The organism is Kitasatospora purpeofusca, from assembly GCF_042691725.1.
Classification (GTDB): Bacteria; Actinomycetota; Actinomycetes; order Streptomycetales; family Streptomycetaceae; genus Kitasatospora; species Kitasatospora purpeofusca_B.
Map to the genome: position 1 here is coordinate 8,861,340 of NZ_CP170483.1, position 12,982 is coordinate 8,874,321.

Here is a 12,982-nt window from a genome sequence, read left to right on the forward strand (position 1 = left end):
CGTGGTCCGCTCCTTGTTGTCCCCGCACACCAGTTGACGGGGCCTTATGGGTGCGGATCGCACCCGGATTGCGAGGTACTGATGGCGCGCACCCGCAAGGGCAAGGAACGGCTGAGGACGCGCAAGGCGGCCGACATCCGGACCCGGCTCGGAGGGTGCAGCAAGCTGGCCGAGAAGTGGGCGATCACCAACGCGGTGGTCAACGCGGCTCGGTTGCTGCTCGAAGTGCTCCGCGGCTAGCAGCCAGCGGCACCGAAAGCAGCGGGCGCCCAGCAGAGACGACTGCTGAACGCCCAGGTTTGCTGCTTGCAGGGAAGCAGATGTGCCTCACCTCAGGGTTGCCGCCCATCAAGGTGGGGCCTTCTGCGCGCCCGTATCGCCGGACATCCAGCGTCATCCACCGTCATCCAGCGACATCCAGCGCGCACTAGTTACTGTACGGGACCATCCACAAGTAGGGCCAGGAACTTGGTACGCCCCGGGGGGTGCGGTCAAGTCTTTTGCGTCAGATTGCGTCTGAGTGATGTGGAATCGGGCAACCGCCTGTGGCCTGGCGCCCGGTTCGCCAGCCGGCAAGATGTTCTGGTGCTCTATCTAATGGGGTGGTCGTGCTCCCGCTACCGGCTGGGTCTGCTCTGCCGACCGCTCTCGTCGCCGGGTCTGCGTGCCCGGCGGGCGGAAGCGGAGTCGGCCCTCGCGGCCGCCGGCGGCGGCGTCTTGTCGGTCGGGCCGCTTCGGGTCGGGCTCTTCGTCGAGGTGTTCTTCACGGCGCGGGTGGTCTTCGAGTGGTGCTGCTCGGCGTCGGCGAGGGCGCGTTCGAGGGCGGCCATCAGGTCGACGGGGGTGCCGGGCGCGGGCGGCAGGGCGCCGGCGGGGTGCGGGACCTCGATGCCGCGCAGCTTCGCCTCGACGACGTCCTCCAGGGCGTTCGCGCCACCGGGCAACACACCGTGCCGCTGCACCTCGTGCACGCCGCCGACGGCGGCCGCATCCGCCAGCGCCGCGTCTGCGAGCACGACGGCGGCGTCGCCGGTGAAGGTGGTCTCGGTGAAGTCGGTCCAACCGAAGCGGGGATTTGTGGTCGCACGGTCGGTGCAGGCGCTGCGGATGCTGGCCAGCAGGGTTCCGTCGATGGTGGTGCCGCGCAGGTCGAGGTCGCTACCGGGCGCGAGCGCGGCGAGGTAAGCGACACGGTCCGCATCCGGAAGATGGGCAAGGCACTGACCGCCGGGCCCGACACGTATGCCCCGGCAGCCCACTAGGTCAGCGGCGGTGAACCCCTTGTCCGCAGTGATCCCAGGATGGCGTGGTGATGCTGGATAAGGCGTTCATGAACGTTTTCTAACGGCAGCTCAGTCCATACATGGAGAAGATCCGCAAGCTGTGACAGAGCTGGTGTAGAACCCCGCCACCGACCCGGAAAACGTGTCCCAGGCACTCTCCTGAGGCGGGCCGCGGCAACTACCGCCGAGCCAGACCGGCTACGTCCACTGGCCGGTGGGTGCTGGCGCGGCGGTGGCACCCCAGCCCGCAGCACCGCGCCCGATCACGATGGCGTGCTCCCCCGCCCCGCTCCTCCGGCCCCACCCGCTGAGGCGGCGGTACCACCGGTACCAATCCCGCCGCACCCGGCCCGGAACCGCAAGAACAACAGCCCGACCGCGCGTACCCGCGCCGCCACCCAGCCGTTCCGGGGCGCACCGGCCGCCGGTCAACGACGCCAGCCCGGCCAGGACGGCCCGCTACGCCCACTCCACCCCGTGCTCGGCGAGCTGCGCGAGCTGTCCCGGCGTGAGCTTCGCCCGGCGGGCCTTCTGGTTGTTGAGCCAGGTGCCCAGCGCGAAGTGCGACACCACCACCAGCTCCTCGCCACCGGGGCCGGCCTCCACGGCCTCCAGCGGTTCCTTGTGCGGGCGGGGCACCCGCAGGTGCTGCTCCCGATCGACGAACTGGGCGAGCGCGGCGACGCCCTGGGCGAACCGGTCGGCGCGCGAGGCCTTCGGCTTCGCCGCAGCGGCCTGCCTTGCGGCCACCAGCTCCTGGTCGGCCTCGATGCCGAGCGCGGTCAGCAGGTCCCGCTGCTCCTGGTCGAGCTCGGCCCAGCCAGCCCGCTGCGCCCGCACCCACCGGCCGAGGGGCTCGCCTTCGAAGACGACATCCTCGGGCAGTTGCTCCCAGTCGACGCGGCCTTCGGCCTTCGGCCTCCAGCCACCAGCGGCGGGCGGCGGCGTAGGTGCGTTGCCAGGTGATCGGCCAGGTGGGGCACCACCAGGGGTCGATCTCCTCCAGCTGCCGGCGCCGGTGCGCGGAGAGCGCTCCGGCCTGGCCGTCGGGGTGTGAAGCTGCATGTGTTTGTCGTGAGGTGTGGCAGTTTTCTGTCGTGGGGTGTGGGCGTGTTTTTGCTGGTCAATGGCGGTACTGGTTGATGGTGCGTCATCGTGGTGCGGTCGCTGTCTTCCTGGACGGGCAGGGGACGGGCTCGGTCGTGCCGGGGCTGTCGGACGGGTCGGGAGGCGTGGGTGGCGGACGGCGGTGGCGGGAGCGATGAGGCGGGGGCTGGCGGTCCGGCAGGGATGGTGCGGGAGCAGGTGGTGTTCCGGCTTCTGGCTCTTGAGGAGCGCGGTGTTCTGACGCCCGGCCATGTTCGACTTGCGGCTTCCTCGGTGGGCCGGTCGGTGCGGACGGTGCAGCGCTGGCTGCGGGAGGCCCGTGAGGAGGGCCGGACGGCGTGCAGGCCCCGGCCGCGGTTCACGGTCACCGACGAGGTCCATACGCGGTTGGCGTTGTGGTGCGGGAATGCGGCGGCGGTTCACAGGGAGCTTGTCGCGCAGGCCCGTGGGTCGGCGGACGGCTCTGTCGTCGGGGGAGCGGACGGGGAGTCGGCCGGGGACGGCGGGGGAGTGGGTGTGCCGTCGTTGGCGACCCTCCAGCGGGCGGTGCGCCGGGATCTGAACGCGGGGCAGCGTGCTGCGCTGAAGGGCGGGGGAGAGGGCCCGGCGCGCGCACGATGTGCATCTGGCCCGTCCGGTGAAGTGGCGCAACGCGTGCTGGGAGGGCGACCACAAGCATCTGCCCGTCGAGGTCGAGCTGGACGGGCGTGCGGTGCGCCCGTGGGTGACATGGTTCATCGACTGCGCGAAAAACGCGATCACGGGTGCGGCCGTCACTCCGCACCAGCCGTCCCGGGACGCGGTGCTGGCTGCCCTGCGGATCGCCTTGTCGAGGGACGAGCCGATCGGCCCGTACGGGCCGATCGGAGGGCTGCCGGAACTGGTGCGGGTGGACCGCGGCAAGGAGTTCCTGTGCGCCACGGTGACGAGGGCGCTGGGCGCGCTCGCGGTCCCGGTGCAGGACCTTCCGCCGCGCAGGCCGGAGTTGAAGGGCACGGTGGAGAACCTCAACCACTGCGTCGTCGACATGTTCCTGGCCGCCCTGCCCGGCTACCTCCACGCGCCCGCCGCCACGACCGGGCCGCGCCCGCGGCGCGGCGACCTGGACGGCCTGCTGCCGTTCGCGGAGTTCACCGCACGGCTCCTGGACTGGGTGCGGTGGTGGAACACCGAGCACCGCCCGAAGCCGCTCGGCGGCCGCACACCGCTCCAGGCGTGGCAGGACGACCCCACCCCGATCGAGGACGTCTCGCCCGCCCTGCTGCGCTCCTTCACCCTCGAGGACGCGGGAAGCGACAAGGTCCTGTCCACGAAGGGCGTCTACTGGCGGGGGCGTTACTACGTCGGCCCGTGGATGCACGGCAAGGACGGCACCCGGGTACGGGTGCGGTTCGTCCCCCACCACGACCACGAGATCGAGGTGTTCGACGCCGCCACCGGCGCCCACCTCGGGCCGGCGCACCTCGCTGACGCCGCCACCGCGGCCCAGCGGGCCGCGCTGCGCCGGGCCAAGGACGCCCAGCGGCGCACGATGGTGCGGGCGCTGGCCTCCGCGGACCGCCAGCGCCGCCGGCTGGGCCGCTACGGCGCCGTCACCGGGCCGGGCCGGCCCGAGCCGCTGGCGGCGCTGACCGCAGCCGAGGCCGAGGAGCAACTCGCCGCGGCCGCCGGGGCCAGGAGCACTCTGGCGAAGCGGGCGCTGCCGGACCTCATCCCCCCGCGCGAGGCACCCACCTCGTGGGCCCGCCCGCTGCGCCGATCCCGCCCGGCAGCACCCGGCACCGGTACCGAGGCCGGCTCACCGACACCTGGGACGGCACACGCCCCGGACAGCGGCGGCGCCGTGGACAGGGCCGACGAAGTAGAAGCAGAAGACGAGGGAGGACGCCTGTGACGACTGCGGACCGACTGGGCCGGTTGCCTGCCGAGCGTGAGGACCACTACATGCGGCTGCGCGGCGCCCACGTGGTCGGCACCAAGGCCCTGTTGGCGGTACGGGAGAACATCCGCGCCGCGATCGAGGCCAGGGCGATGATCTGCATCTACGGCAGAGCCGGGCACGGAAAGTCGTTCGCGGTCAACGCCTCGCTGCGCGACCTCGCCCCGCAGATCATCCACCGCATCCAGTTCCGAGCCCGCCCCTCCACCCGCGACCTGCGCCACGAACTGTTCTACGCCCTGGAACTCCCGGGCCGTCCGCCCTCCCACGCGATCGAGTTCGACCGCATGCTGCGCGGCGCGCTCGAGGAGACCCGGGTGCTGGTGTGCGACGAGGCCCAGTGGCTGTCGAAGCTGTGCTTCGAGTACCTGCGCTACCTGTGGGACGACACCGGCACCGACCTGACGATCGTCTTCACCGGCGGCAACGGCTGCTTCGAGATGCTGCAGAGCGAGCCGATGCGTGAGTCGAGGGTCTACTGCTGGCAGGAGATCGACCCCCTGACGTTGGAGGAGGTCCTGGACACGATTCCGGCCTTCCACCCGATCTGGGCCGACGCCGACCCGGAGCTGATCGCCCTGTGCGACCGCGAAGCCGCCCACGGCAACTTCGGGCCTGGGCGAAGATCACCCACCACCTGGCCGCCGGCATGAAAGAAGCCGGGCGCGCCCAGGTCGACGAGGACCTCGTGCGCTGGGCCTACAGCAAACTCGGCCGACGACAGGCAGGCGCACCGTGCTGACCTGCCCCGACCCGCCGCCGGTCACCGTCGTCCTCGACCCCCACGACGACCTGCCCCACACCCGCACCGCCCAGGCCGCCCACAACCCCACCACCGGCCGGGCCACCGTCCACCCCACCGTCGGCACCGACTCCACGATCTGCCTCGCCTACGACATCCTCGCCGCCCTCGGCAAACCCGTCCCCGTCACCGGCTACCCCAGGCTCGACCCTAACCCGCCCTGGGCGATGACCGCCGCCTGGACCCTCGCCACCCCCATCACCCACCTCACCGTGCTGCGCGCCCACCTGCTCGGCCGCCGCCGCATCCACGACCTGATCACCCTGCGCGAGCGCACCGGCGTCCACCTGCTCCTGGTCTGCCACCGCCGACGCCCCACCCCCACCCTCGAACAGGCCCTTCGCCAGGTGGACCACCGCCTCGCCGACGCGGCCGCCCGCCTACCCGGCACCGAGGACAGCGACCTCCCGCGGAGCCGCCCGCCCCGCCCCGTCCCGATGCACGACCGCTGGCTCAACCTGCCCGCCCTGACCACCTACTGCTCCGGCGACGGTGCCCAGCGCCGCTGCCGCTGCACCCGCCGCTCGCCCACGACCGCGGCTTCCACCCACCCCAGATGCCCCCACCACCGCCACCGAAGTCGCCCGCCGCCTCCACACCGCGACCGCCCACCCCCATCTCGCGGCCCAGCTCGCCACCGCGGTCTTCACCGCCGCGTCCGACGCCCAACTCCACACCGCCCGCCCCACCGACCTCGCCGACGGCGCGGCCACCATCGCCCTCCACGACCCGGACGGCCTGCGCTTCGGCTGCCTCACCCACCCCGTGCCGCCCTGGGCACGCCCCCTGCTCCTCGCCGCCGCCTACCAACACGCCATCGCCGAAGCCGGCGACACCCCCCTGTTCGACGCCCCCTTCACCGGCAACGACCTGCCCCACCTGTTCGACCTCGCCGCCACCTGCAAACTGCGTCCGCCCCAGCCACCCAAGCCCCGCTCTCGTTCGGGCCGCCCCGCCCCCAAACCGCAGGACCAGCGCACGATCTGGCCCTTCAGCAACGCCCACTACCGCTACCCCTGGGCCGTCACCGAGTACATGCGAGGCTGCCCGCCCCCACCCGCCTGGCGCAGGTAACCGGCCCCCGCCCACGCGGCCTGCCCCCGGGCGCGCGGGACCGGCCGGTCGGAGCCCGGTAGGTGCGGATGGAGAACCTGCTGGAGGGCGACCTCCCCCGCGACCCGGGCCCGCGAGCGGGAAGCCGCGACCATCCCATCCGCGGCCGAGCTCGCCCCGCTGCTGCCCGACGGCGGCTTGCCACGCGGGGCGGTCACCGAGGTCGGGGACCCGGGCCTGCTGATCCAGCTCGCCGCGACCACCGCCGCCCGACAGGGCGTGTGGAGCGCGGTCGACATCCCAGAGTTCGGCCTGACCGCGACCGCCACAGCGGGCATCCCTCGGGAGCGCTTGGCCGCATCCCCGGTACCCGCAGGCGCGGGCTTGGCGGGGCCGGTGCCCCCCGTTCGGTAAGCCGGGCCAGGCCGACGCTTCCCTACCCCGGCGATGGCAGCCAGCCGGAGCATCGGTGCAGCGCCGCCTGGCCGTGGGTCGCCCGGCTCGGCCGACGACCTGCGCGATGTGGCGGAGCTGCCGTCCGGGTGCGGGCGGGTCGCATCCCAGCGGGCCTTGACACTGGATCAGGGCCCAGGTGTAGCCTGGTCGGCAGCTTTCGGCTCGATGCCGGGACTCTGCTTGACCTCCAGTGGCTCATACGAGTCGGGGGAGTGCGCAATGGCTGCATAGGCGGCCGCGCCACATAGCCGAGGATCGGACGGGTTCAGACGTCTACATCGCGCTTTCGCGTGCGGCGGCTGAAACCGAACGGCTCCCAAGGGCTTCCAAGGGTGTCCGGGCCTTCAGCTCCGCCCGGTCCGCCTCGGTCCGGACGGTACCTGCGTCCCTCTTGGGAGACACCGTGATTGCGAACCCGTTCCCCGGCGCTGATAAGCAGAGCTGGATCCAGCTGTTCTCCGAGGCCCTGGCCGAAGCCACCGGCTTGCCGCTGGAGATCACCGACGCCATCGCGCCGTACATCGTGCGCCCGAAGGACTACCTCACCCGCGTCGGCGGCAGCTACAAGCTCAAGCCGAGCGCCATCACCCAGGACCCCGGCACCAAGCTGCGCATCCTGAACGTCATGGCCCACGGGTTCGCCGGAACCCCCGGCGAGTACAACGAGCGCATCCGTGGCGCCTTCCACTCCCCGGTGCGCCCCAACCCGGACCCGACCCGCATGCTCCCCCGGCTGGCCACCGGCACCGACACTTTCGGCCAGCCGATGCCCTTCCTGGCGACCAGCGAGCCGGTGGCGGCCAACACCCTCAGCTCCTGATCGGGGTCATGGAACAGGCCCTCAGCGACGCTGATGGTGCCCGCGGCTACAAGCTGCGCGACGACATCCGTGTCTACGGCCAGAACGAGACCACCCTGCACGTCCCGCTGCTTCGCACCATCGAGGAGAACCACAACGGTACCTCCAAGGTGCGTAGGGTGCTGGACCAGCCCGCGATCAAGGGCGCGAACCGGTCGCGGGCCCGCCTGGGCCTGTTCGGGCTGTCGGCCAAGGAGATCGTGTTCGGCGTCGAGCGCACCAAGCTCGACCTGCCGCCCAACCAGGAGTACCCGGCCCACATCGCCGACCCCGCGGTCTGGGTGCCGGCCTTCGCGGACACGATGCGCGCCGCCTGGGGCGACGAGCGGCACCCGCAGCACCAGATCGCGCGCGACGCCGAGAAGATCGCCACGATCCAGCTCCAGATCATCGTCGGGACGGCGAACCCCGACGAGTTCCACAACGTCGTGTTCGACCCCAACCGGGCCGACCACCGCCGTCCGCCGCTGGGCTACAGCCTCACCGAGAAGGCTGCCTCCGACCTGCGCGCCGTCCTCCGCGACGCCAAGGCGAACAGGTGGATCGACGAGACGGAGCGCGCTTGGCTCGCGGGCGAAGGCATCGACCCGTACCGCATCGACGGCGAGGACCTAGTCACCACCCGCGACCGCCGCGACCGGGCCCTGTTCACCGCGGTCTTCCCCGAGGACTACGACCGGGCGATGGCCGTCAGGCGAGTCCTGGGCGAGCCGAAGCGCAGCTACACCAACAAGGACCACGTGTCCCACCGGCTTCGGATGGTCTCCTCCGTCATCGGCGAGGGCTACCGGTACCGCTGGAACCCCCGCGTGCTCGACGGCATGCTGAGCAGCACCTTCATCAAGACGCACAACCACTTGGACCTCCCGGAGTGGCGCGACGCCCTAGAGGCCGGCCTCGCGGATAACGGCGTCCTGGAGGACTTCCTGACGACCCGCGGCATTCACTGGCTCGCCGAACACAAGATCATCGATGCCGACCGCGGTTCGATCGGCGCTCAGGCCGGCGGCCACGACAACGACCCGGAGGACCAGGGCGAGACCACGGCCGACCGGAAGATCCGGCGCAGCACCATCAGCGCCCGCAAGGCGATGCTGCTGCAGCCGGAGCGCACCGTCGCGCTGATGCGGGAGCTCGCCGACGCAGCCAACGAGGGCCTCGCCCCGCGCACGATCGGCACGGACAACAAGCCCATCGACGGCACGACCGCGACCAAGCACTGGTTTGACACCGAGTTCCCGAAGGTGACCCAGCGCCGTAAGCCGACGAAGGGGCGCGACAGCGAGACCGACCCGACCACCCCGACCACCCCGGACCCCACCCCCAGGAGCTCTTCCTCAAGGCCCGGGACCACTTCTACTCCAACGCGACCAACCACCTGCCCACCGCCGTCGTCGACCTGGTGAACGCCGCCCGCGAACTCGCGGACGCGGCACTGAACGCCAACCAGTTCGCCCTGGCCCACGTCACGGACGACGAGTTCGGCGCCATCACCAAGGCGCTGAGCTACATCAAGCAGGACCTGAACAACCTGATCTCCACCGTGAACGACATGCAGTACGGCCACGCCACGGTGGATGAGTCCCAGACGGAGAGGCTCATCACCGAGGCCGCTGGGGAGGACGCGTGACCACCGCGCTGCCGATCGGCCCCACCATGACGACTCCGCGGCTCGGAGGACTCCCGCTGGCCTGTGGCAGGTACCTCGAACAGACCTACCTGAGGACTGCAATTTCCTGGGCAGACCGCTGGAGGTACGCCGACCTCGACATCGTCACCGGGATCTACCTCATCACCGACGCCGTCGACCGGCTCCGGTGGCTCGGACAGGCCAGCCGCTCCGACGGTCTGCTCGGCCGACTGGACAGCCACGACCACAACCCGGCCAAGCGAGTCGTCTTCGCGAAGGTCCGGGTGCTGCACCTTCGCGACGACACACCGCCCGAGGCCCTCAACGCCATCGAAGGGCGATGCGCGGACCTACTGGGAATCCGGCAGATCATGAAGCCCCGGCGCTGGCCGTCGTCCCACAACTGGCTCGCCCTCACCGCATAGCGAGTGGTGCTCCACTCTGGAACCGCGCGGGGTCCCACCAGCATGATGGTGGGACCCCGCGCCGTTCTGCCAGGCTGGATGCGGCCGGGCAGCTTCTCCAACCCCCCGCGTACAGAGCTGGGCGGCACGGCTCGGAGTGCGGGCCGCTCGGGCGCACCGCACGCGATGGCGGTCAACGAGACCCTCACCTGGCCACCACCGCTGCGGCGGACGCAGCTGCTGGCAGGACCACGCTGTCGGTCACGCCCACTCCACGCCGTGCTCGGCGAGCTGCGCGAGCTGCCCCGGCGTGAGCTTCGCTCGGCGGGCTTTCTGGTTGTTGAGCCAGGTGCCCAGGGCGAAGTGCGACACCACCACCTGCTCCTCACCGCCAGGACCGGCCTCCACGGTCTCCAACGGTTCCTTGTGCGGGCGCCTGACGGCCGCGTGCCCTTCCCGCGCCACGAACTGCGCCAGCGCCGCCAGACCCTGGGCAAACCGGTCCGTGCGGGACACCTTCGGCTTCGCCTCGGCGGCGGCCTTCGCGGCCACCAGCTCGAGGTCGGCCTCGATGCCGATCGCCGTCAGCAGGTCCTGCTGGTCCTCTTCCAGGCCGGGCCAGCCGGCCCGCTGCGCCTGCACCCAGCGGCCGAGCTGCTCGCCCTCGAACACCGTGTCCGAGGGCAGCCGGGTCCAGTCGGCCTGGCCGTCGGTGTCGAGCCACCACATGCGGGCGGTGGCGTAGGCGCGCTGCCAGGTGACCGGCCACACCGGGCACCACCAGGGGTCGATCTCCTCCAGCGCCCGCCGCCGCTCCGGCGCCAGCGCCCCTGCTCTCCGGCCGGCACCTGGGCTGCGGCCCGCAGCTCGGAGAGCCACGTTCCGATGGCGTAGCCGCCGACCGAGGCCCGCGCCGGCGCCGCCAGGCTCCCGCCGTGGCCCTTCGCCCAGACCCGCGCCCAGTCGAGGCCGGCCTCGAAGCGGGCATCGCTCACGGACCAGATCATGCCGAGCGCGTCGAGCATCTCCACCCGGTATGGCGCCAGCTCGCCATTCGCATTCTCCCCTCGCCGGTCCGACAGCCACTTTCCCAGCGGGTAATTCCCGTTCTCTCCGACGAGTGCCGAATAGGGGACGTCGAGGCCGCCGGTCTCCTCGAACCACCGCCGCGCGTGACCGATCCCCTCACGCCACAACTGGGTCTCCCCGACCAGCACCCGCGAGGCGATGAACAGCGCGAGCACGTTCTCGTCCACCGGCGACTGGAACCGCACCGGCAACGTGAACGCCCCCGACCCGCCCGCACCGACCATGCTCTCACCAGGGCCGGAAGCAGCCTCGGCGCTGCGCCCCTTGGTCCGCTTGCCGGACTTCTGTGGCACCGCGAGGGCCTCGACCACCTTGGCGTCGTGGCTGCGCAGCGCGGTCAGGATCTTGACCAGGGGTCCGTAGGAATCGGACTCCAGAATGTCTCCGGGCTCCTCTCCCGGCTTGAGGAAGACCGGTACGATCAGGCTCGCGGTCTTTCCTTCACCGGGCTGCATGCGCAGGGACCGGCCGATGGCCTGGACGATATCCACCATGCTGCCCCGGCCCTGCAGAAGAACCGAATCAGCGTTCGGCATGTCGACGCCTTCGCCCAGGACCTTGCAGTTGCTGAAAATCCGATGCTTCAGCCCGTCGTCCTCCTCACCCTTCCCGAAGTCCCCGATCAGCTCCTTGCGGTAGTCGATCTCATGCTCGCCGGAGAGCCACTGCGCCCAGAACTCCGGCGGGTATTTCTGCGGGTTCTCGAAGTGCAGCTTCTCGACCGTCTGGTTCAGCGTCTCGGAGAAGTAGCGGGCCTCGATCGTGCGGCTGTGGAACGTGATGCACCGCTCCAGCCCCCGCTCGACCACGGTCTTGACCAACCCGGCCTGGATCGCCGCGATCCGCGCGGCCGGCACCTCGTCCTCGCTCCCGTCCTCCGCCTCACCGACCCCCGGACCCCACGGCACGCCCTGCGCCTCGGCCGCGGCCCGGTCGCCGAGCGGGTCGCGCAGCTCCAGGACCACGATCTCGAACGGCGCCAACAACTTCCTGTCGATCGCCTCCGCCAGACCCAGGGAGTACACGTGCGGCCCGTAGACCCGCTGGTCGTCCATCGAGACGGCCAGCTCCTCCGGCAGCGGCTGCCAGGCCCCCTCACGGTTCTTCACCGGGCGCCTGGGCGGCGCCCAGATCCGCGGCGTCGCCGTCATGTAGAGCCGGCGCTCCGCCGGGATCGCGCCCTGGTCGTGCACCACGGTCCAGGTCTTCTCGACACTGCCGGAGGAGCGGTGCGCCTCGTCGCAGACCATCAGCCCGAGCGGCGGCAGCACCTCGCCCTGGCGCTCCGCCCAGTACTCGTAGGCGTCCCTCACCGCCCCGACCGAGGTGTAGGTGGCGAACAGGGTGGTCGGACGGCGGTGCCTCGCGGCGTGCTCCAGCCACCTGCCGATCACCAGCGGACCGGTGCTCGCCATCACCCCGAACGGCAGCTCACGGTCCACCAGCGAGCAGATGGCGTGCATGTCCCCGGAACGCCCGGCCGCCCGCCAGGCGCCGACCATCTGCACCAGCAGGTCCAGCGTCGGCACCACGACCAGGACCACGCCCCGGGGCACCAGCTTCTGGCCTGCCGCAGCACCGACGTACGACTTCCCGGAGCCGGTGGCCATCTGCACCGTCACCCGCAGCCCGTTCGGCGCCGAGCACCCCGGACGGGGCGTCAGGCCCCGCACGATGGCCTCCAGCGCCTCCTCCTGGTGCCCGCGCAGCGAGATGCCGGCGGCGGACTGAGCGGCCTTCAGGCCAGGCTTTACGACGTTCACGAAGACGTGTCTCCCCTCACCCATTCCCGGACCCACACCAGGGACCACGCGGGAAATGCTGACAGTGCCCTACTGATACATTCGACGGACCGGCCCGAGAATCGATGCGACCGGAAAACATGCGCGACAGAAGCGACTATCCGGCAGGATATCAGTCCCCGGTCACAAATTCCGGCAAAAGCCTGAAAAGCAGGGGCCCGGACCCCACTTCCGGCGGGATCACCTGACGCCCGTGGACTGATACACTGGAGACCCTCCGAGGGTAGCGCATCCCGACCCGTCGTGAGACCGCCAGAGTGGACTAGACCGTGGCCTAGACCACTCTGGCGGGAGTGAAGCCGACCCGCACGCGCCCCCGGCACGCCACTCCGCTTCCCAGTCAGCCCGCCGTAAGCTCAGCCAAAAACCCAGCTCAACTATATGATCCCACCTCAGTCCACGGGCCTCATGGAGCGAAGCGGAGTGGGAGCCGGCCAAGGCGCGAAGCGCCGGGCCCACCGGGCGAAGCCCGGGTGCGGACACGCGGAGCGGGTCCGCCGCCTGACCGAAGGTCAGGCGCGAACGGAGGGCCGAAGGCCCGTAGGGACCCGCTCCGCG

At 71.2% G+C, this 12,982-nt stretch carries 11 protein-coding genes and 1 pseudogene; 8 read left to right on the top strand and 4 right to left on the bottom strand.

The annotated features are described in order from the left end of the window. Positions 1-81: 81 nt before the first annotated feature. Positions 82-240 carry a hypothetical protein gene (locus ACFCLZ_RS37905; protein WP_380282468.1) on the top strand — a complete coding sequence of 53 codons (159 nt, stop codon included), beginning with the start codon at positions 82-84 and terminating at the stop codon, positions 238-240. Positions 241-617: 377 nt separating this feature from the next. On the opposite strand, the gene ACFCLZ_RS37910 is transcribed toward ACFCLZ_RS37905, so the two are convergent. Both ACFCLZ_RS37910 and ACFCLZ_RS37915 read right to left on the bottom strand, forming a co-directional pair. Beyond that, the gene (locus ACFCLZ_RS37910; RefSeq protein WP_380282469.1) at positions 618-1,259 is read right to left on the bottom strand and encodes a hypothetical protein; all 642 of its coding nucleotides are present in this window, start codon (positions 1,257-1,259) and stop codon (positions 618-620) included. 483 nt (positions 1,260-1,742) lie between these two features. Further along, positions 1,743-2,123: a helicase associated domain-containing protein gene (locus ACFCLZ_RS37915; RefSeq protein WP_380282470.1), complete on the bottom strand. Its 381-nt coding sequence runs from the start codon at positions 2,121-2,123 to the stop codon at positions 1,743-1,745. Between the two features lie 450 nt (positions 2,124-2,573). Between ACFCLZ_RS37915 and ACFCLZ_RS37920 the strand changes: the two are divergent. The 7 genes and pseudogenes from ACFCLZ_RS37920 to ACFCLZ_RS37950 all read left to right on the top strand — a co-directional run bounded on the left by ACFCLZ_RS37920 (position 2,574) and on the right by ACFCLZ_RS37950 (position 9,554). Next, positions 2,574-4,284, top strand: a pseudogene (locus ACFCLZ_RS37920) (Mu transposase C-terminal domain-containing protein). Further along, the gene (locus tag ACFCLZ_RS37925; RefSeq protein WP_380282471.1) at positions 4,281-4,982 is read left to right on the top strand and encodes an AAA family ATPase; all 702 of its coding nucleotides are present in this window, start codon (positions 4,281-4,283) and stop codon (positions 4,980-4,982) included. Before ACFCLZ_RS37920 ends, ACFCLZ_RS37925 begins: the two are co-directional and overlap by 4 nt. A 641-nt stretch (positions 4,983-5,623) precedes the next feature. Continuing rightward, positions 5,624-6,205, top strand: a complete 582-nt coding sequence (locus ACFCLZ_RS37930) for a hypothetical protein (RefSeq protein WP_380282472.1) — start codon at positions 5,624-5,626, stop codon at positions 6,203-6,205. Between the two features lie 838 nt (positions 6,206-7,043). Then, positions 7,044-7,460 (top strand): hypothetical protein, encoded by a 417-nt coding sequence (locus ACFCLZ_RS37935; RefSeq protein ID WP_380282473.1) that lies wholly within the window; start codon positions 7,044-7,046, stop codon positions 7,458-7,460. 8 nt (positions 7,461-7,468) lie between these two features. Beyond that, entirely contained in the window at positions 7,469-8,905 is a 1,437-nt protein-coding gene (locus ACFCLZ_RS37940; protein WP_380282474.1) for a hypothetical protein, read from the top strand. Then, positions 8,902-9,129, top strand: coding sequence for a hypothetical protein (locus ACFCLZ_RS37945; protein ID WP_380282475.1), 228 nt, complete (start codon positions 8,902-8,904; stop codon positions 9,127-9,129). Before ACFCLZ_RS37940 ends, ACFCLZ_RS37945 begins: the two co-directional genes overlap by 4 nt. Then, entirely contained in the window at positions 9,126-9,554 is a 429-nt protein-coding gene (locus ACFCLZ_RS37950; protein WP_380282476.1) for a hypothetical protein, read from the top strand. The genes ACFCLZ_RS37945 and ACFCLZ_RS37950 overlap by 4 nt, the downstream gene beginning before the upstream one ends. A gap of 240 nt (positions 9,555-9,794) precedes the next feature. On the opposite strand, the gene ACFCLZ_RS37955 is transcribed toward ACFCLZ_RS37950, so the two are convergent. Then, entirely contained in the window at positions 9,795-10,205 is a 411-nt protein-coding gene (locus tag ACFCLZ_RS37955; protein WP_380282477.1) for a helicase associated domain-containing protein, read from the bottom strand. Further along, complete coding sequence (locus ACFCLZ_RS37960) at positions 10,118-12,385, bottom strand: DEAD/DEAH box helicase family protein (RefSeq protein WP_380282478.1); 2,268 nt, start codon at positions 12,383-12,385, stop codon at positions 10,118-10,120. Before ACFCLZ_RS37960 ends, ACFCLZ_RS37955 begins: the two co-directional genes overlap by 88 nt. Positions 12,386-12,982 lie beyond the last annotated feature (597 nt).